This window comes from Mesorhizobium newzealandense, from assembly GCF_042682145.1.
GTDB lineage: Bacteria > Pseudomonadota > Alphaproteobacteria > Rhizobiales > Rhizobiaceae > Mesorhizobium > Mesorhizobium newzealandense.
On the sequence record NZ_JBHUGZ010000002.1, the window covers coordinates 312,578 to 329,206 of the forward strand.

Below are 16,629 nucleotides of genomic sequence, written 5' to 3' on the forward strand. Positions count from 1 at the left end.
GCTTTGCGGCTTCCGGGGTCTTTTTTCATCCGCCCGGCCGCACATTCGATTTTGCTTAACCGCTTGTTTGGGCTTGCGCCCTAAGGTCTTCCCTCACGTAAGCGAGGGGAAGTCACAGTCCTTTGGACACTGGCCTGTTGATAGCGCTGCTCAATCCGACGATCGCGCTGGCACTCGGCGCGGCCTTCCTCCTGCTGTGGTCCTATCAACGCCACCGCCCATATCTCGCCGTGCTGGCGATCAGCTACAGTCTGTCGGCGGCCGGCTTCCTGCTGCAGTATTTCACCTTGCCCATCGGCATGCCGCTGACCAAGGTGGCGTCGAACATCTGCTTCACCGTTGCCGGCTGCTGCCTGTCCAGCGCCATCATCCACCGCTATGGCCGCAAGGTGCCCTATGTGGGGATCGGCGTGCTGGCCGGCGGTGGTCTGGCGTCGTTGTGCTGGTTCCTGTTCGTCGTGCCGGATCTCACCTGGCGCATCCTGGCGATGAATTTCGCCTTTGGCGGGATCAGTCTTCTGGTCGCCGCCGAACTGCGGCCCGTGCGCCGCAATGGCCCGACCGAAAACATCCTGTTCGTGCTGTCGCTGCTGTCGGGCCTGAACTTCTTCGTGCGCACCCTTGTCGTCGTCATCGCGCACGGACCCTTCACCAGCTATGACGGATTCTACGGCTCATCCTACTGGACGACGGCGCTACTGTCGCATGCACTGCTGTCGCTGCTGATTGCGCTCTGCCTGTTCTCCGCCGCAGCACTCGACGTGTTGAAAGCGCTGAAGACCGAGACCTACACCGACCCGCTTTCGGGCCTTCTCAATCGCCGTGGTTTCGAGGAGCGAGGCATGCAGCTGCTGCGGCACTGCGCCACCGCGCGCTTCCCGGTCGCGCTGGTGCTGGCCGACCTCGATCATTTCAAGGCGCTCAACGACGTGCACGGGCATGCCGCGGGCGATCGCGTGATCGCCGACTTCGCCAGCAAGCTTCGCTTGGCCGCCGGCGCGCGCGGCGTTGCCGGGCGTATTGGCGGCGAGGAGTTTGCCGTGCTGCTGCCGTTGAGCGACCTCGCCGCCGCGCGGCTGTTCGCCGAGGCGGTGCGCACGGTCTATTCGGCCGGCCATGTCGACGGGCTTCCTGCCGGCACAAAGGTGACGGCCAGCTTCGGCGTGGCGGCTCGCAGCGGCGACGAGGCCCTGGAGCCGCTGATGCGTCGTGCCGACGACGCGCTCTACAAGGCCAAGAAGAATGGCCGCGACAGCGTCCGCCTGTCCTACGAGCGGCCGGAAACGGTGTTCGTGCCGGAGCCGCTCAAGGCAGGCTGATCCTGCCCGGCCGGGCCAGCGTTAACGTCTTCTTCGCCCGTCGATGCTTAGCTGTCGGGGCGGGTGCGGGAAGAACATGAGCGGCGCCAATTTCATCCTGTTGATCAATCTGTCGGTTGCCGGCCTGCTGGCGGCATCCTTCCTGGCGGTCGCGTTGCATGAGACCGGCCGCGCCGCGCCGCGCTGGCTGGCGTTCGGCTATCTCCTGGGCATGGTCTATTTCGCCATCGAATTCAGCATCCCCGCCTTCGACAATGCGCGGCCGGTGGTCGTCGCTGCCTTCGCCGTCTTCCTTGGCGCCACCATCGCCTTCAACGGCGGGCTTGCGCACAAATACGGTGTGGCGCCGCCATGGGCGCCAATGCTGTTCTTCCTGCTCGCCACCGCCGTCGCGGTGTATGTCGTGCAGGACCTGCCGCGCCAGTCGCTGCCCCGCATGATGGCCTATCAGCTTCCCTATGCGGTCATGCAGTTCATCGGCCTCGCCATCGTCTGGTCGTCGAAGCAAAGGCCCGCCCGCCTCGACCGCATATTGATGGCAGTGCTGGCGGCCAGCGGGCTGCAGTTTGCGTCAAAGCCGTTCATCGCGCATGCGCTCGGCGGCTGGGGCGCCAACCCGCAGGCCTATGTGCAAAGCAGCTACGCGCTGGTGTCGCAGTCGCTCGGCACCGTCTTCGGCCTGGCGCTGGCGCTGCTGATGCTGGCCATCCTGGTTCGCGACGTGCTTGCCGAGGTGACGTCGAGGTCGGAGACGGACACGCTGTCGCGCCTGCTCAACCGCGGCGGCTTCACCCGCCAGGCGGAGCTGGCGGTGCTTGGCGCGATGCGGCAAGGCGTGCCGGTCGCGCTGGTCATCGCCGACCTCGATCACTTCAAGAGCGTCAACGACAGTTTCGGCCATGCGTCGGGCGACCGGGTGATCGAGACCTTCGCCGGCTTCCTGCGCGAGGCCGCCGCCGGTCACCATGTCGCCGGCCGTATCGGCGGCGAGGAGTTCGCCATCATCCTGCCGGGAACCAACCTTGCCGCCGCCCGGCTGTTCGCCGAGGGCACACGCAGCGCTTTCGGTGCGCTGCCCATCGACGGGCTACCGGCGGACAATCGCTGCACGGCGAGCTTCGGCGTCGCCGAACTTCATCCGAGCGAAGATTTTGCCGAGCTGATGCGGCGCGCCGACCAGGCACTCTATCAGGCGAAGAATGCCGGGCGCGACTGCGTGCGGGTGTCGGCCGGCCCAACCGGCGAACGAGTGGCTACGGCCAGCGCTGGTTAGATCCGGATCAGCGGCAGGGGCTGAGTTCGGGCATCTCGCCGTCGGAAAGCCCGTACATATAGCTGCGACCCTTCACGAACACTGGCGGCCGGTAGCAATCGAAGCCGGTGATTTCGTCGGCTTCATTCTCGTAGATCACCTTGGGCTGACCGGCGCTGGTGTAGTCGGACAGCTGCTTGGCCAATTTGCCTTCGCCGACCAGGATGCGCTTGTAGCCGGCGGCGCTGTCGATGACGAGATTGCCGAGCGAATCGGCGTAGACGCGATCCTGATGACGTGCGCCGGCGAGGGCTGGCGCTGCCAGGCCAACGACGGAAGCCGCCACCATAAGCGCCGCAAGACGCATTCTTCCCGAGTTCGAACGCATGGCGTCCTCCTTGTTTAGAGGAAAGCCTCCTCGAATCAGAAATTAACCGTTTCTTAACCTTTGTTAAGAGGCTGGCGCGTTTCGCGGCGAGGTCTCGGTAAACATGGTTAATATCCGACTGGGTGGAAAACCCGGCGGCCATCTTTCGGCCATGCTTGGCCGCACCATTGCGGCCGGCGTTCAGTTCGGCGTCGACCTTGATCTTAGCGATGCATCGCGGCCAGTTTTGCCGCGCGGGAGGGACAGCACATGGCGTTGCGCCGGACGTTTCAGGTGACGCTTGCCCTTTCGCCGCTCTTTGTCGCCATGGCCTGCGTGCCCCAGAATAATTCTCAGAAAGCCGCCGTCACGGACGTGTCCGCGCCGCAGCCGCGCACCGCGACCTACACTTGCGCCGATGGCGGCAGGATGACCATCGAGAATCTCGGTACCTCGGTGCGCGTTCTCGGTGCCGACGGAGTCAGCGAAGATCTGCCGGCCTCGCCCGCCAATCAGCACAGCCGCTTCGGCCAGGAGCATGACGCGATTGTGATCGATGGCCGCGAGGCGCTGGTCATGAAGGCGGGCTCCACGCCGGTGACCTGCACCCGCTAGCCGAAACGGCGGATGCCCATGCGCATGCTGCACTGCAGCGATACCGAGCCGGCTGCAGTCTCCAGCCCCTAATCGATTGAAGCCCAAGCCTGCCTTTAAGTCAGACTAAATTACGTTTTCGAAACGGTTTTCTGGCTTTGACGCGGTGCAAAAAGAGCATTAGAAACCGGCTGTCCGAAGTCGCAACCGAAAGCGGCAATGCCGCATTTCCACCTGAGGCTCCAGGGACGCCGAACTGGGGGAGCCATGAGCAAATCACCAGCCACCCGCGAATTTGTCAGACGTGAACGGCCACTTTCGCCGCACCTGACCGTGTACCGGCCGCCGATCACCATGACGATGTCGATCATCCATCGCATCACCGGTGGTGCGCTTTATTTCGGCACGCTGCTGGTCGCGCTGTGGCTGATGGCGGCGGCGAGCTCGCAGGCGACGTTCGACTGGGTCAACTGGGCCTTCGGCAACTGGCTCGGCCGGCTCATCCTGTTCGGCTACACCTGGGCGCTGATGCACCACATGCTGGGTGGCGTGCGTCATCTGGTATGGGACACCGGTGCCGGCCTGGAGAAGCACACGGCCTCGAAGATCGCCTGGGCGACGCTGGCCGGCTCGATCCTGTTGACACTGCTGATCTGGATCGCCGGCTACATGGCGCGGGGAGCCTGATCATGAGCACTGGAAAGACCGATATGCGCACGCCGCTGGCGAAAGTCCGCGGCCTCGGTTCGGCCCGCGAGGGCACCGGGCATTTCTGGCGCCAGCGCCTCACCGCGATCGCCAACATCCCGCTGACGCTGTTCTTCGTTGGCTTCCTCATCGCGCTCAACGGCGCCGGCTATGCCGACGTGCGGGCAGCGCTTGCCAATCCGTTCGTGGCGCTGGTGCTGGCCCTGGTGCTCATCTCCGGGCTCATCCATATGCGGCTCGGCATGCAGGTGATCATCGAGGATTACGTGCATGGCGAAGGCATGAAGCTGGCGCTGATCGCGCTCAATACGTTTTTCACCATAGCGGTCGGCGTCGCCTCGATCTTCGCCCTGCTCAAGCTCGCATTCGGAGGCTGAGTTGGCCAAGGACGCAAAAACCGCCAACACCGGTTCCGCCTACACCTATGTCGACCACAAATTCGACGTCGTCGTCGTCGGCGCCGGGGGCGCCGGCCTGCGCGCCACGCTCGGCATGGCCGAACAGGGACTGCGCACCGCTTGTATCTCCAAAGTGTTCCCGACCCGCTCGCACACGGTGGCGGCGCAGGGCGGCATTGCCGCTTCGCTGTCCAACATGGGTCCCGATTCCTGGCAGTGGCACATGTACGACACCGTCAAGGGGTCGGACTGGCTGGGCGATGTCGACGCCATGGAATATCTGGTGCGCGAAGCACCGGCGGCGGTCTACGAGCTCGAACACTACGGCGTGCCGTTCTCGCGCACCGAAGAGGGCAAGATCTACCAGCGACCGTTCGGCGGCCACATGATGAATTACGGCGACGGCCCGCCGGTGCAGCGCACCTGCGCGGCCGCCGACCGCACCGGCCACGCCATCCTGCACACGCTCTACGGCCAGTCGCTCAAGAACAACGCGCAGTTCTTCATCGAGTATTTCGCGCTCGACCTGATCATGGAGCCGGATGGCACCTGCACCGGCGTCGTCGCCTGGAACCTCGACGACGGCACCATCCACCGTTTTTCCGCCAAGATGGTGGTGCTGGCGACCGGCGGCTACGGCCGCGCCTATTTTTCGGCGACCTCGGCGCACACCTGCACCGGCGACGGCGGCGGCATGGCGGCGCGCGCCGGCTTTCCGCTGCAGGACATGGAGTTCGTGCAGTTCCACCCGACCGGCATCTATGGCGCCGGCTGCCTGATCACCGAAGGCGCGCGCGGCGAGGGCGGCTATCTTGTCAATTCCGAGGGCGAGCGCTTCATGGAGCGCTACGCGCCGTCGGCCAAGGATCTTGCCTCGCGCGACGTCGTCTCGCGCTGCATGACGCTGGAAATCCGCGAAGGGCGCGGCGTCGGCAAGAAGAAAGACCACATCTTCCTGCACCTCGACCATCTCGATCCGGCGGTGCTGCATGAGCGGCTGCCAGGCATTTCGGAATCGGCGAAGATCTTTGCCGGCGTCGACCTGACCAAGGAGCCGATCCCGGTGCTGCCGACGGTGCACTACAATATGGGCGGCGTGCCGACCAATTACTGGGGCGAGGTGCTCAACCCCACGCCGAGGAGCCCGGACAAGGTGTCGCCCGGACTGATGGCGGTCGGCGAAGCCGGCTGCGCCTCGGTGCACGGCGCCAACCGGCTGGGTTCGAACTCGCTGATCGATCTGGTCGTGTTCGGCCGCGCGGCGGCGATCCGGGCCGGCCAGGTCATCGACCGCAAGTCGGCGATCCCCGCACCCAATGAAGCCTCTGTCGAAAAGATCATGGACCGCTTCGACCGTCTGCGCCACGCCAACGGCTCGACGCCGACGGCGGTGCTGCGCGAGAAGATGCAGAAGGCGATGCAGGAAGACGCGGCGGTGTTCCGCACGCAGGAATCGCTGGAAAACGGCTGCAAGCGCATTTCGCAGATCTGGGGCGAGCTCAAGGACGTCAAAGTGTTCGACCGCTCGATGATCTGGAATTCGGATCTGGTCGAGACGCTGGAGCTGGAAAACCTGATGGCCAATGCCATCACCACGGTCTATGGCGCCGAGGCGCGCAAGGAGAGCCGTGGCGCGCATGCGCGAGAAGATTTTTCAGCGCGCGACGACAAGGTCTGGCGCAAGCACACGCTGGCGCGGCTCAGCGAAGACGGCAAGGTGACGCTCTCCTACCGGCCGGTGCACACCGAGCCACTTTTGGCGGAAAAGGACGGCGGCATCAACCTCGCCAAGATCGCACCCAAGGCACGGGTGTACTGACGATGGCGATGGCGGCCTCGGGATATTCCGGTACGCCCCTTCCGGCCAAGCTCGGCCTGAAGGACGGCATGACCGCCGCCTTTATCGCACTGCCATCGGAACTCGACGAATTGGCCGGCGCCGCGGCCTTTGCCGATGTCGACCGGCTGGCCGATTGGTCCAGTATTTCGGGAACGACCCTGAAATACGACGCCGTCCATGCCTTCACCCGACAGCGCGCCGAGATCGAGGATCGCCTCGGCGATGTCGAGGCGGCGATCAAGCGCGACGGCATGGTCTGGGTGTCCTGGCCGAAGAAGGCATCGAAAGTGCCGACCGACGTCACCGAGGGCGTCGTTCGCGCCGAGGCGCTGAAGCTCGACCTGGTCGATGTGAAAGTCGCCGCCGTGAATGAAATCTGGTCCGGGCTGAAGCTCGTCATCCGAAAGGACCGCAGGTAATGGTCGAACTGACGCTCCCCAAGAACTCGCAGATCAAGCAGGGCAAGACCTGGCCGAAGCCAGAAGGCGCCACCAATTTGCGCGAATACCGCATCTATCGCTGGTCGCCGGACGATGACGAGAACCCGCGCATCGACACCTATTTCGTCGACATGGACGATTGCGGGCCGATGGTGCTCGACGCGCTGCTCTGGATCAAGAACAAGATCGACCCGACGCTGACCTTGCGCCGCTCCTGCCGGGAGGGCATCTGCGGCTCCTGCGCCATGAACATCGATGGTTCCAACACGCTCGCCTGCACCAAGGGCTGCGACGACATTTCCGGCGCCGTCAAAGTCTACCCGCTGCCGCATATGCAGGTGGTCAAGGATCTGGTGCCCGACCTCACCAATTTCTATGCTCAGCACGCCTCGATCCAACCGTGGCTGAAGACGGTGTCGCCGGAGCCGGCCAAGGAATGGCTGCAGAGCCATGAGGACCGTGAAAAGCTGGATGGCCTCTACGAGTGCATCCTGTGCGCCTGCTGCTCGACCTCGTGCCCGAGCTACTGGTGGAACGGCGACCGTTATCTCGGCCCGGCAACGCTGTTGCAGGCCTATCGCTGGCTGATCGATTCGCGCGACGAGGCCAAGGGCGAGCGGCTCGACAATCTCGAAGACCCGTTCCGGCTCTATCGCTGCCACACCATCATGAACTGCGCGCAGACCTGCCCCAAGGGCCTCAATCCGGCCAAGGCGATCGCCGAGATCAAGAAGATGATGGTGGAGCGGCGGGTTTAGGCATCTGGATGGAGCCGCTGCCTGCTGATTTTTCGCCGGACGCCGTCGCGGCGATCCGTGCTCGTCTCGACCTGGTGCGAACACAACGGGTAAGAATCCTGTTCGCCATTGAAAGCGGCAGTCGCGCCTGGGGGTTCCCGTCTCCCGACAGCGACTATGACTGCCGCTTCGTCTATGTCAGGCCTGTGTCCGACCATCTCGTGCTGGAGCAGGCACGCGACGTGATCGAGTTTCCCATCGAAAGCGAAATCGATGCCGGCGGCTGGGATCTGCGCAAGGCCTTGCTGCTGGCGCTCGGCGGCAACGCGGTCATCGTCGAATGGGCAAAGTCGCAAATCGTCTACGAAGAGGTCGCGGGATTTCGCCGGCGCCTTCTCGACCTGCTGGCCGAAATCGTCGATCCGGCAAAGGTGTCGCGCCACTATCTCGGCCTCGCGCGTTCGCATGTCACGAAGATCGGCAGCTTTTCCGGCGAGGTGAAGTTGAAGAAGCTGTTTTATCTCATTCGCCCGCTGGTGGCTCTGGACTGGATGGAGCATCGCGGCTTTGCCAGCCTGCCTCCGATGAACCTTGGCGAGTGCCTCGACCAGACCGAAGTGCCCGTGCTGGCAAGCGACGAAATCCGCAGCCTGATCGACCGGAAAAGCCAGACGCGAGAGATGGAGTCCGGTCTCATCCCGACCGCATCGCGCGCTATCTTGAAGCACGCTACGGTCATCACGAAATGAACCTTGCCGGCTTGGTCCGTGATGAGGCCCGGCAGGCGCGGAACCGTGCTCTTGCAACCGAGTTTTACCGCCGGGAGGCTGAACTTCAATGAGCGACGACCTTCCCATTCTCTCCCCGATCGAAGCGCGCGTGCTCGGTTGCCTGATCGAGAAGAAGGAGCTGACGCCGGATGTCTATCCGCTGACGCTCAACGGCGCGCATGCCGCCGCCAACCAGAAGACGGCGCGCGAACCGGTGATGGCGGCCGAGCTTGTCGAGGTCAGGCGGGCGCTGAGCCAGCTGGAGCAGAAGGGCTTGGTCCGGCAGGTCTTCGCTTCGCGCGTCGAGCGCTACGAGCATCTGGTGGCGCAGCGTTTCTCGCTGACCTCGGCGCAGATCGCGCTGATCGGCCTGATGCTCCTGCGCGGCGCGCAGACGGCGCATGAATTGCTGGCGCGCGCCGAGCGCATGGCGCGGTTTTCGTCGATCGATGCGCTGCGCACCGACCTCGACCTGCTGATCGGCCGCAGGCCGCCGCTGGTCATGCTGATCGAGCGTGGACCCGGCCAGCGCGAGGAGCGCTTCATGCATCTGCTGAGCGGGACACCGCAGATCGCGTCCATCGCCCTGCATCAGGCCCCGTCGTCGGCCTCTGCCGCCTCCGGCCTCGAAGAGCGAGTCAGCGCCCTTGAGGAAGAGGTTGCGAGACTGCGCGCCCGCATCGAGGCGCTGACCGGCGAAGGGGGCTGATAATTATTTGAGACGCTGGCGAAGGATCGGGACGCTCGTTCTCCGCCATTCACAATCTCTGCCTTTCGCCGCTGAGGATTGCCACAAATCGAAACGCCGGCCCTGAGGCCGGCGTTTCCTGGTACGAGGTCGTTTCGTTCAACCAAGCCTAGCGTCGAGCGACACATTTATGGCGCCGAGCGCCTTCGAGACCGGGCATCCGGCCTTGGCCTTTTCGGCCAGCTCCTTGAATTTCGCCGCATCGATGCCCGGCACCTTGCCGACCACCGTGAGGGCGCTGCCGGTGATCCCCGTACCTGGGACCAGCGTCACCACCGCCTTGGCGTCGAGTTCGGTGGCGGGCGTGCCGTTCTCGGCCAGGAAATGCGAGAACTGCATGGCAAAGCAGCCGGCGTGTGCCGCGGCGATCAGCTCTTCCGGATTGGTGCCGGATTTGCCGCTCTCATCCTCGAAGCGCGCCTTGAACGAATAGGGCGTGCCCTTCAGGGTCCCGCTTTGGCTGTCGAGCGTGCCTTTGCCCTCTTTCAGATTGCCTTTCCAGACGGCGTTTGCGGTGCGGTCCATGAAATCCTCCTTGGTTGTCGTGGCTGGTTGTCGTGGCTGGTTGCCAAGGCTTGGTCGGGCTGGGCCCGGCGTCCGGTCAACTATAGCGCGCGCGGACGCGAAGGCCACTGCGCTCTTTGGCCCATTGTACGGTGTCGACAGCGATGGCTTCGATTTTTGAAAAAAATGCGCGTGCAAAAATGTCGACTTCGATCCGTCTCGCCCGTCCTGCGGGCGGCCACGCAAGTGATGGCCGGATGGAGGATCATATGGATACGTTGTTTTGCGCGCACTGGAAGAAAGACGCACGCAGATCCGGCGGGCATGAGGGCGACTGGATGCACCAGCCAGCGCCCGCGTTCGGCCGGTTTCTGGCGGCGGTTGCCATCATCGGGGTTGCGGTGTGCATTCTCGACCATGCGGCGGCAGGCAAGAGCCGGGCCGACGCGCTCGTCGCCTCGTCACAGCATGGGAGCTGGAAATGAAATATGTTTGCCTGGTCTATGGTGAGGAAAAGGATCTCCACGCGCTGACCCCGGCAGGGTCGGCCAAGCTCGACGCCGATTCGCTGGCCTATGACCGATCGCTGGAGGAAAAGGGCCTGCTGATCGTCGCCCAGGCGCTGCAGTCGGTGACGTCGGCCAAGACCGTGCGCCGGCGCAAGGGCAAGCGGCTGGTCACCGACGGTCCCTTCGCCGAAACCAAGGAGCAATTGCTTGGTTTCGTCATGATCGAGGCGGGAAATCTCGAAGAGGCGCTGGACATTGCCGCCGGTATTCCGCTGGCCGAACTCGGCACCATCGAGGTCCGGGCGATCTACGACATACCGGGGTCATAGAGTCCCGCCACGCACTGCAGCAACCTGGAACCCAGGGCATTCGGTTGAGCGAACGTCCTGGTTCATTTCGTGCGCAACTTTTGCGTGTTGAAGCAAGGCAAGAGTTCTCTTATCGTCGCCGGGATCTTGGGGGATGTCGGCATGCCGTTCTTGATTGCTATCCTTGGCGCGTTGGGTGCGGCGGCGTTCTGGTGGTACCGGATGAAGGCGATGAACGAGGCCGCGCGCGACGTTGCCGATGTCATCGGCCGAGTCCAGGGCTCCGTGCGCCGCAAGAAGCTGCGCAAGCAGGCGGCCCTGTCGCCGCTGACGGCGATCGACGATCCGGTCGTGGCGGCGGCGACGCTGATCACCGCCATCGTGTCCGAGGATGGGCCCGTGCTGCCGCAGCGCGAGGCTGTCATTCGCGCGGTGATTTCGGAGATTGCCGACAAGAAGAAGACCGACGAGGCGGTGATCTACGCCAAATGGGCCGCGTCACAGATCGACGACACGACTGTTGTCATCGACAAGCTGGCGCCGTTCCTGCGTGATCGGCTCGATGTGGCCGAGCGAAACGATCTGCTGCAGATGGTCAATCGCGCCGCCCAAGGCGGCGAGAAACGCCTTGAGATATCCGACCAGAGGATATTGCGGCTGCGGCAGAAGCTGGGCTTCGAAGTGAACTAGCGACAAGGTTTAGATCGCCTCGCCTTTCAAGAGGCGCGGCGTGCTGGCGGAAAGCCCGGACGCCTGGCGAATAAAAAACTCCTTCAGCCGCGGCATGCGTTCGACGAGGCCGAGCCCGATGTCACGGACGGTGCGCAGCGGGCCGATATCGTTGGAAAACAGCCGGTTCAGGACGTCCGTGGTGACGCCCATCTGCACGGTGTCGAAGCGCCGCCACTGCTGGTAGCGTTCGAGCACGTCGAGCGCGCCGATGTCCTGGCCAAGGCGATCTGCCTCGACGATCACTTCGGCCAAAGCGGCGACATCCTTGAAGCCGAGATTGAGGCCTTGGCCGGCGATCGGGTGGATGCCGTGGGCGGCATCGCCGGCGAGCGCGATACGCGGCGCGACGAAGGCGCGCGCAATGGTCAGGCCGAGAGGCCAGGCGCGTGGCTTGTCGGCGACGCGGATTTCGCCGAGTTTAAGGCTGAAGCGCTGTTCGAGTTCGTGCTCGAAGACGAGATCGTCACCGGTAACCAGCTTCTCGGCATCGGGCGTGCGCTCGACCCAGACGATCGACGAGCGGTTGGTGCCGTCCTCGCCGGGTTTCAGCGGCAGCGTGGCGAACGGGCCGGCGGGCAGGAAATGCTCCTCGGCGCGGCCATTGTGCGGGCGTTCATGCGCCACGGTGCAGACGATGCCGGACTGGCCATATTCCCACTTCACCGTCTTGATGCCGGCCATGTCGCGCAGCTTCGAGTTGACGCCGTCGGCGGCGACCAGCAGCCGGGTCTTCAGCGTCGCGCCGTCAGCAAGATGCACGGTGATGCCGGCGCCGTTGGTTTCGAAACCTTGCACGGCGACGCCTTCGATGATGTCGATGCCGAGCATTTCGGCGCTGGCCCGCAAGGCGCCGTTCAGCGCCCGGTTGGCGACCATATGCGCAAAGGGCTCGCCCGGCGCGACCTCGCCGTCGAAGGTCAGGAAGACCGGACGCACCGGATCGGAGGTGCGCGAATCGGTGATGATCATCTCGGTGATCGCCTGTGCCTGCGGCGCGATCTCGGCCCACACGCCAAGCTGGTCGAGCATTCGGCAGGCGGCGGCTGCAATGGCCGACGCGCGGCCATCCCTTTGCCAGGCGCCAGCAGGCGCGGCATCGACGAGAGCGATGGCGAGGCCGGGGCGCGCCTGCTTCAGCGAGACGGCCGCGGCAAGGCCGACATAGCCGGCGCCGGCGACCAGAACATCGAGCCCGGACTTGGTTTTCGCGTCCGCCTTGCGTTCCATCTTCTTCGCTCCTTGCGCGCCGACCGGGTCTCGCGCCCTTGACTGCCTGTCCGTCCTGTCGGAAACCGCCATAACACTTCTGCTGCGAGGGCGCGAAATATGACGGCAGCCATGGACGAGCTTCTCGGCATTCTCGACCTCGAGAAGCTGGAACACAATCTGTATCGTGGTCGCAGCCCGTTGCTCGACTGGCAGCGCGTCTTCGGCGGCCAGACCATCGCCCAGGCGCTGGTGGCGGCACAGCGAACCGTCGATCCCGATCGCCACGTGCATTCGCTGCACGGCTATTTCATGCGGCCCGGCGACACCAAGGTGCCGATCGTCTACGAGGTCGACCGCATCCGCGACGGCGGCTCGTTCACCACGCGCCGCGTGGTGGCGATCCAGCACGGCCAGGCGATCTTTTCGCTGGAGGCCTCGTTCCAGCAGGACGAGGTCGGTCTCGAACATCAAGTGCCGATGCCGCAGGACGTACCGGCGCCAGACACATTGCTGTCGCAGCGCGAATTGCTGGGCAAGTTCGGCGAGGCGGTGCCCGAAGGCATCAAGCGCTACTGGGAGCGCGACCGACCGATCGAGATGAAGCCGGTGATGCTGAAGCATTACACCAGCCGCGAAAAGCTGGAGCCGAAGCAGAACATCTGGATCCGCACGACCGGTCCGGTGCCGGCGGATCGCGCCACCCAGGCGGCGGTGCTCGCCTACCTTTCCGACATGACGCTGCTCGACACATCGACCTTCGCGCATGGCCGCGCCATTTTCGATCGCGATATCCAGGCCGCGAGCCTCGATCACGCCATGTGGTTCCATCGCAGCCATCCGCTCAACGACTGGATGCTCTACACGCAAGACAGCCCGTCGACACAAGGGTCGCGCGGCTTTACGCGCGGCTCGCTGTTTGCCCGCGACGGCACTCTGATCGCCTCGGTTGCGCAGGAAGGGCTGATCCGGCTCAAGCGATCGCCTGCATAGTAGGCAATTTGAGAAAATTGCCTACTTTTTAAGCAGGCGCGCTGCCAGCGTTGCGTGCACGTCGCCGTGCTAGTCGCTTCAATTCCTTTGTTTACAACAGGTTAACACCCTGCTTCGGCAATTGGCACGGAGCTTGAATCCTCGTGGGCACTCTCCGGCTCTTTGGGATCGGTGAAGTCGTGCAAACGCGGGGGACCGCAACAGCAAAGGGTGAAACCTTATGAAAATCGTGATGGCAATCATCAAGCCGTTCAAGCTCGACGAGGTACGCGAAGCGCTTACCGCCGTCGGCATCCAGGGCCTGACCGTCACCGAAGTCAAAGGCTACGGGCGTCAGAAAGGGCATACGGAAATCTATCGCGGGGCGGAATACGCGGTCAGCTTCCTGCCGAAGATCAAGATCGAAGTCGCGGTCAGTGCGGACCTGGTCGACAAGGCCGTCGAGGCCATCACCGCGGCCGCCAAGACCGGCCAGATCGGCGACGGCAAGATCTTCGTTTTCGGCATCGACCAGGCGGTGCGCATCCGAACCGGCGAAACAGACACCGACGCGCTCTGAGCGGCGAACACGTATTCCAATGGAGAGTTCAATGAATATTCCTTCCACCTTGAAGAAGACGGGACGCGCCGCCCTTTTGGGTTCGCTCGCTCTCGCAGCATTGGGCACGGTCGCCGCCTTCGCGCAGGAAGCGGCTCCGGCCGCGGCCGCGGCTGCACCGGCTGCTGCCCCCACCCCGGTGCTCGACACCGGCAACACCGCCTGGATGCTGACCTCGACGGCCCTCGTGCTGATGATGACCATCCCGGGCCTGGCCCTGTTCTACGGCGGCATGGTGCGCAAGAAGAACGTGCTCGCCACCATCATGCAGAGCTTTGCCATCACCTGCCTGGTGACGGTGCTGTGGTTCATGTTCGGCTATTCGCTGGCCTTCTCCGACGGCGGCGGCATGAATGCCTATCTCGGCGGCACCTCGAAATTCTTCCATCACGGCATCACCACCTCCTCGTTGTGGCTGCCGGGCGTCGCGAACATTCCTGAATTCGTCTTCTCGATGTTCCAGATGACCTTCGCCATCATCACCCCGGCGCTGATTGCCGGCGCCTTCGCCGAACGTTTCAAATTCTCGGCGCTGCTGATCTTCATGGCGCTGTGGCTGCTCGTCGTTTACGTGCCGATCGCGCATTGGGTCTGGGGTGGCGGCTTCCTCGGCACGGCCGGCGTGCTCGACTTCGCCGGCGGTACTGTCGTTCACATCAACGCCGGTGTCGCCGGTCTGGTCTGCGCTCTGGTTCTCGGCAAGCGTGAAGGCTACGGCACCACCAACATGGCGCCGCACAACCTCGTTTACTCGGTGATCGGCGCTTCGCTGCTGTGGGTCGGCTGGTTCGGCTTCAACGCCGGTTCTGAACTCGCGGCCGACGGCCTTGCCGGCGCTGCCATGCTCAACACCCAGGTTGCCACCGCGGCTGCGGCGCTGGCCTGGATGTTCGCCGAATGGATCGTCGCCAAGAAGCCCTCCGTGCTCGGCATCATCTCGGGTGCCGTCGCCGGCCTGGTGGCGGTGACGCCGGCCTCCGGTTTCGTCAACCCGACCGGCGCCTTCATCGTCGGAATTGTTGCCGGCGTCGTCTGCTACCTCTCGGCGGTCAAGGTCAAGCACATGTTCGGCTATGACGACTCGCTCGACGCCTTCGGCGTGCACGGCGTCGGCGGCATCATCGGCGCCCTGCTCACCGGCGTGCTGGCCGATCCGGCGATCAACAGCCTGTCGTCGGGTGCTTCGCTCGGCAAGCAGATCTACGGCGTCGCCGTCACCATCGTCTGGACAGCCATCGCCACCTTCGTGATCCTCTACATCGTCAAGGCGCTGGTCGGCCTGCGTCCGACGACCCAGGAAGAGGTCGAGGGCCTCGACATCTCCCAGCATGGCGAAGTGGTGCCGTAAGGCCAGCTTAGCCAACGGGGCCGGCGGAACCCTCCTCCCGCCGGCCCCCTTGTTTCGCAGTTCCGAACGGAAAGCTGCTGCACGTTTTCCTGGAATTGCCTTGAAGATCCCGTCGTGACGCTCCCGAAAGGAGTTCACGCATTGAGGCCCGGATCACGTCCGGGCCTCTTTTTTTGGTACAACCGTTCTGCCGATGCCACGATCCCCGCAGTCACGTTCGCGTGAAGAAGATTTTCGAGGAAACATCGACCACTCCCGCTCCGAACTGTGGAGGCGATCGTCGTTCTGGCGTTCGTATGCAAAAACACAGGGAAGGAATTTTCTCATGAACCTCAAGAATATCTGCCTCGGAGCGCTCGCTCTTTCCATGGTCAGCGGCGTTGCATTTGCCGGTGCTCTCGACGAACCGGACAACATGGCGCCGTTCTTCACGGATTCCGGCATGAAAACCATGAAGCCGATGGCGGACTTCAAGACTGCCTTCATGGCGATGCCGATGGAGAAGCAAGAAGCCATGAAGAAGGAATGCAACGATGCGGCAATGAGCAAGCCGCATGCCGAGTTCTGCGCCAATGTGCAGGCGCTCGGCGGCGCCAACTGATCTGCCGCGATCGGGCCGAGGCCCCGATTTCTTGTGGCCAAACGAGATAATGGCGTGCCCGCGTGCCCGCCATTGTCCATTTGGCAGGCTGGTCGCGAAGCCGCGCTGGGGGAAGACGGTTCTATCCGCCGGCGCCGTCGTCCATCATGGTGTTTGTCAGCGCCTCATAGGCCCCGCTGCATGTCTGGGAATGAGGGCAATTCCTGACAATCAGCACAGGCGCCACCGTCAGGACCGCCGCGATCAGGATCTGCAAGCCGAGACCCGGCACCGCAAACCCCTTGCCGAAAACACCCCTGTACAGAAAATACAGGCCTTGCATCAGGCAGGCCGTGGCGAGGACGTGCAGGAGCGGGCCGGTCGCCCTGGCAAAGGGCGTCACATAGCCATCCGGGAAGCCCGCCATGCCGAGGTCGACAAACCAGTGAAGGGCGAGCAGGAGACTGAGCCCTGCCCAGGCCAGAACCGCCACGCGAAGGATGACAGATTGCATGCCTCTACCCAAATTGGTGGCCCTGCGGCAACCTCACGGTCCCGTTGTCGCTTTCCTCGGGCAGCTAGCGGCTCAACCGGCGGTAACCAGGTTTGATCATCTCAACCTCTTATAGTTAATGCGCCCTTAACCTTCCCGCCGATAGTCTGAGACCCGAATCTGCC

The 16,629-nt window shown here is 63.8% G+C and carries 21 protein-coding genes; 17 read left to right on the forward strand and 4 right to left on the reverse strand.

All coding sequences use genetic code 11. The features are described 5' to 3' along the window. Positions 1-122 precede the first annotated feature (122 nt). Positions 123-1,319, forward strand: a complete 1,197-nt coding sequence (locus tag ACFSOZ_RS05715) for a GGDEF domain-containing protein (protein ID WP_379094572.1) — start codon at positions 123-125, stop codon at positions 1,317-1,319. 76 nt (positions 1,320-1,395) lie between these two features. Continuing rightward, the gene (locus ACFSOZ_RS05720) at positions 1,396-2,592 is read left to right on the forward strand and encodes a GGDEF domain-containing protein (protein ID WP_379094573.1); all 1,197 of its coding nucleotides are present in this window, start codon (positions 1,396-1,398) and stop codon (positions 2,590-2,592) included. 7 nt (positions 2,593-2,599) lie between these two features. On the opposite strand, the gene ACFSOZ_RS05725 is transcribed toward ACFSOZ_RS05720, so the two are convergent. Next, complete coding sequence (locus tag ACFSOZ_RS05725) at positions 2,600-2,959, reverse strand: hypothetical protein (RefSeq protein WP_379094575.1); 360 nt, start codon at positions 2,957-2,959, stop codon at positions 2,600-2,602. A 249-nt stretch (positions 2,960-3,208) separates the two neighbouring features. On the opposite strand from ACFSOZ_RS05725, the gene ACFSOZ_RS05730 reads away from it, so the two are divergent. The 8 genes from ACFSOZ_RS05730 to ACFSOZ_RS05765 all read left to right on the forward strand — a co-directional run bounded on the left by ACFSOZ_RS05730 (position 3,209) and on the right by ACFSOZ_RS05765 (position 9,134). Then, positions 3,209-3,553, forward strand: coding sequence for a hypothetical protein (locus ACFSOZ_RS05730; protein WP_379094577.1), 345 nt, complete (start codon positions 3,209-3,211; stop codon positions 3,551-3,553). 246 nt (positions 3,554-3,799) lie between these two features. Next, positions 3,800-4,219: a succinate dehydrogenase, cytochrome b556 subunit gene (gene sdhC / locus ACFSOZ_RS05735; protein ID WP_379094579.1), complete on the forward strand. Its 420-nt coding sequence runs from the start codon at positions 3,800-3,802 to the stop codon at positions 4,217-4,219. A gap of 2 nt (positions 4,220-4,221) precedes the next feature. Beyond that, positions 4,222-4,617 carry a succinate dehydrogenase, hydrophobic membrane anchor protein gene (gene sdhD, locus ACFSOZ_RS05740; protein ID WP_379023756.1) on the forward strand — a complete coding sequence of 132 codons (396 nt, stop codon included), beginning with the start codon at positions 4,222-4,224 and terminating at the stop codon, positions 4,615-4,617. A gap of 1 nt (position 4,618) precedes the next feature. Beyond that, complete coding sequence (gene sdhA, locus ACFSOZ_RS05745) at positions 4,619-6,457, forward strand: succinate dehydrogenase flavoprotein subunit (protein WP_379094581.1); 1,839 nt, start codon at positions 4,619-4,621, stop codon at positions 6,455-6,457. A 2-nt stretch (positions 6,458-6,459) separates the two neighbouring features. Further along, positions 6,460-6,897: a DUF3052 domain-containing protein gene (locus ACFSOZ_RS05750; protein WP_379094583.1), complete on the forward strand. Its 438-nt coding sequence runs from the start codon at positions 6,460-6,462 to the stop codon at positions 6,895-6,897. Beyond that, the gene (locus tag ACFSOZ_RS05755; protein WP_111548527.1) at positions 6,897-7,676 is read left to right on the forward strand and encodes a succinate dehydrogenase iron-sulfur subunit; all 780 of its coding nucleotides are present in this window, start codon (positions 6,897-6,899) and stop codon (positions 7,674-7,676) included. The genes ACFSOZ_RS05750 and ACFSOZ_RS05755 overlap by 1 nt, the downstream gene beginning before the upstream one ends. Before the next feature lie 8 nt (positions 7,677-7,684). Then, positions 7,685-8,404: a nucleotidyltransferase domain-containing protein gene (locus ACFSOZ_RS05760; protein WP_379094585.1), complete on the forward strand. Its 720-nt coding sequence runs from the start codon at positions 7,685-7,687 to the stop codon at positions 8,402-8,404. Between the two features lie 88 nt (positions 8,405-8,492). Next, on the forward strand, positions 8,493-9,134 hold the full coding sequence (locus tag ACFSOZ_RS05765) for a YceH family protein (protein ID WP_379094587.1): 642 nt from the start codon (positions 8,493-8,495) through the stop codon (positions 9,132-9,134). 138 nt (positions 9,135-9,272) lie between these two features. On the opposite strand, the gene ACFSOZ_RS05770 is transcribed toward ACFSOZ_RS05765, so the two are convergent. Then, positions 9,273-9,698 carry an OsmC family protein gene (locus ACFSOZ_RS05770; RefSeq protein WP_379094589.1) on the reverse strand — a complete coding sequence of 142 codons (426 nt, stop codon included), beginning with the start codon at positions 9,696-9,698 and terminating at the stop codon, positions 9,273-9,275. 143 nt (positions 9,699-9,841) lie between these two features. Between ACFSOZ_RS05770 and ACFSOZ_RS05775 the strand changes: the two genes are divergently transcribed. The 3 genes from ACFSOZ_RS05775 (at position 9,842) to ACFSOZ_RS05785 (ending at position 11,184) form a co-directional block, all read left to right on the forward strand. Beyond that, a complete protein-coding gene (locus tag ACFSOZ_RS05775; protein WP_379094590.1) occupies positions 9,842-10,162 on the forward strand; it encodes a hypothetical protein in 321 nt (106 codons plus the stop codon). Next, positions 10,159-10,515 (forward strand): YciI family protein, encoded by a 357-nt coding sequence (locus tag ACFSOZ_RS05780; protein ID WP_379094592.1) that lies wholly within the window; start codon positions 10,159-10,161, stop codon positions 10,513-10,515. The genes ACFSOZ_RS05775 and ACFSOZ_RS05780 overlap by 4 nt, the downstream gene beginning before the upstream one ends. A gap of 141 nt (positions 10,516-10,656) precedes the next feature. Next, positions 10,657-11,184 (forward strand): hypothetical protein, encoded by a 528-nt coding sequence (locus tag ACFSOZ_RS05785; RefSeq protein WP_379094594.1) that lies wholly within the window; start codon positions 10,657-10,659, stop codon positions 11,182-11,184. 9 nt (positions 11,185-11,193) lie between these two features. On the opposite strand, the gene ACFSOZ_RS05790 is transcribed toward ACFSOZ_RS05785, so the two are convergent. After that, a complete protein-coding gene (locus ACFSOZ_RS05790) occupies positions 11,194-12,453 on the reverse strand; it encodes a ubiquinone biosynthesis hydroxylase (RefSeq protein ID WP_379094596.1) in 1,260 nt (419 codons plus the stop codon). Positions 12,454-12,552: 99 nt separating this feature from the next. On the opposite strand from ACFSOZ_RS05790, the gene tesB reads away from it, so the two are divergent. From tesB to ACFSOZ_RS05810, 4 genes are all read left to right on the forward strand, one after another. Beyond that, entirely contained in the window at positions 12,553-13,425 is an 873-nt protein-coding gene (gene tesB / locus ACFSOZ_RS05795; RefSeq protein WP_379094598.1) for an acyl-CoA thioesterase II, read from the forward strand. Between the two features lie 220 nt (positions 13,426-13,645). Next, positions 13,646-13,984: a P-II family nitrogen regulator gene (locus ACFSOZ_RS05800; protein WP_379094600.1), complete on the forward strand. Its 339-nt coding sequence runs from the start codon at positions 13,646-13,648 to the stop codon at positions 13,982-13,984. A gap of 31 nt (positions 13,985-14,015) precedes the next feature. After that, complete coding sequence (locus tag ACFSOZ_RS05805; protein ID WP_379094602.1) at positions 14,016-15,371, forward strand: ammonium transporter; 1,356 nt, start codon at positions 14,016-14,018, stop codon at positions 15,369-15,371. A gap of 325 nt (positions 15,372-15,696) precedes the next feature. After that, entirely contained in the window at positions 15,697-15,972 is a 276-nt protein-coding gene (locus ACFSOZ_RS05810; RefSeq protein ID WP_379094604.1) for a hypothetical protein, read from the forward strand. A gap of 121 nt (positions 15,973-16,093) precedes the next feature. Here ACFSOZ_RS05810 and ACFSOZ_RS05815 read toward each other — a convergent pair whose 3' ends face one another. Next, a complete protein-coding gene (locus tag ACFSOZ_RS05815; protein ID WP_379094606.1) occupies positions 16,094-16,465 on the reverse strand; it encodes a hypothetical protein in 372 nt (123 codons plus the stop codon). Between the last annotated feature and the right edge of the window lie 164 nt (positions 16,466-16,629).

Coding starts and splice junctions, on each gene's coding strand:
- ACFSOZ_RS05800 (WP_379094600.1), top strand. CDS start 13,646: ATGAAAATCGTGATGGCAATCATCAAGCCGTTCAAGCTCGACGAGGTA.
- ACFSOZ_RS05760 (WP_379094585.1), top strand. CDS start 7,685: ATGGAGCCGCTGCCTGCTGATTTTTCGCCGGACGCCGTCGCGGCGATC.
- ACFSOZ_RS05725 (WP_379094575.1), bottom strand. CDS start 2,959: ATGCGTTCGAACTCGGGAAGAATGCGTCTTGCGGCGCTTATGGTGGCG.
- sdhC (WP_379094579.1), top strand. CDS start 3,800: ATGAGCAAATCACCAGCCACCCGCGAATTTGTCAGACGTGAACGGCCA.
- ACFSOZ_RS05775 (WP_379094590.1), top strand. CDS start 9,842: ATGGCTTCGATTTTTGAAAAAAATGCGCGTGCAAAAATGTCGACTTCG.
- sdhD (WP_379023756.1), top strand. CDS start 4,222: ATGAGCACTGGAAAGACCGATATGCGCACGCCGCTGGCGAAAGTCCGC.
- ACFSOZ_RS05720 (WP_379094573.1), top strand. CDS start 1,396: ATGAGCGGCGCCAATTTCATCCTGTTGATCAATCTGTCGGTTGCCGGC.
- ACFSOZ_RS05780 (WP_379094592.1), top strand. CDS start 10,159: ATGAAATATGTTTGCCTGGTCTATGGTGAGGAAAAGGATCTCCACGCG.
- tesB (WP_379094598.1), top strand. CDS start 12,553: ATGACGGCAGCCATGGACGAGCTTCTCGGCATTCTCGACCTCGAGAAG.
- ACFSOZ_RS05730 (WP_379094577.1), top strand. CDS start 3,209: ATGGCGTTGCGCCGGACGTTTCAGGTGACGCTTGCCCTTTCGCCGCTC.
- ACFSOZ_RS05790 (WP_379094596.1), bottom strand. CDS start 12,453: ATGGAACGCAAGGCGGACGCGAAAACCAAGTCCGGGCTCGATGTTCTG.
- ACFSOZ_RS05755 (WP_111548527.1), top strand. CDS start 6,897: ATGGTCGAACTGACGCTCCCCAAGAACTCGCAGATCAAGCAGGGCAAG.
- ACFSOZ_RS05810 (WP_379094604.1), top strand. CDS start 15,697: ATGAACCTCAAGAATATCTGCCTCGGAGCGCTCGCTCTTTCCATGGTC.
- ACFSOZ_RS05785 (WP_379094594.1), top strand. CDS start 10,657: ATGCCGTTCTTGATTGCTATCCTTGGCGCGTTGGGTGCGGCGGCGTTC.
- ACFSOZ_RS05805 (WP_379094602.1), top strand. CDS start 14,016: ATGAATATTCCTTCCACCTTGAAGAAGACGGGACGCGCCGCCCTTTTG.
- ACFSOZ_RS05815 (WP_379094606.1), bottom strand. CDS start 16,465: ATGCAATCTGTCATCCTTCGCGTGGCGGTTCTGGCCTGGGCAGGGCTC.
- ACFSOZ_RS05770 (WP_379094589.1), bottom strand. CDS start 9,698: ATGGACCGCACCGCAAACGCCGTCTGGAAAGGCAATCTGAAAGAGGGC.
- ACFSOZ_RS05750 (WP_379094583.1), top strand. CDS start 6,460: ATGGCGATGGCGGCCTCGGGATATTCCGGTACGCCCCTTCCGGCCAAG.
- ACFSOZ_RS05765 (WP_379094587.1), top strand. CDS start 8,493: ATGAGCGACGACCTTCCCATTCTCTCCCCGATCGAAGCGCGCGTGCTC.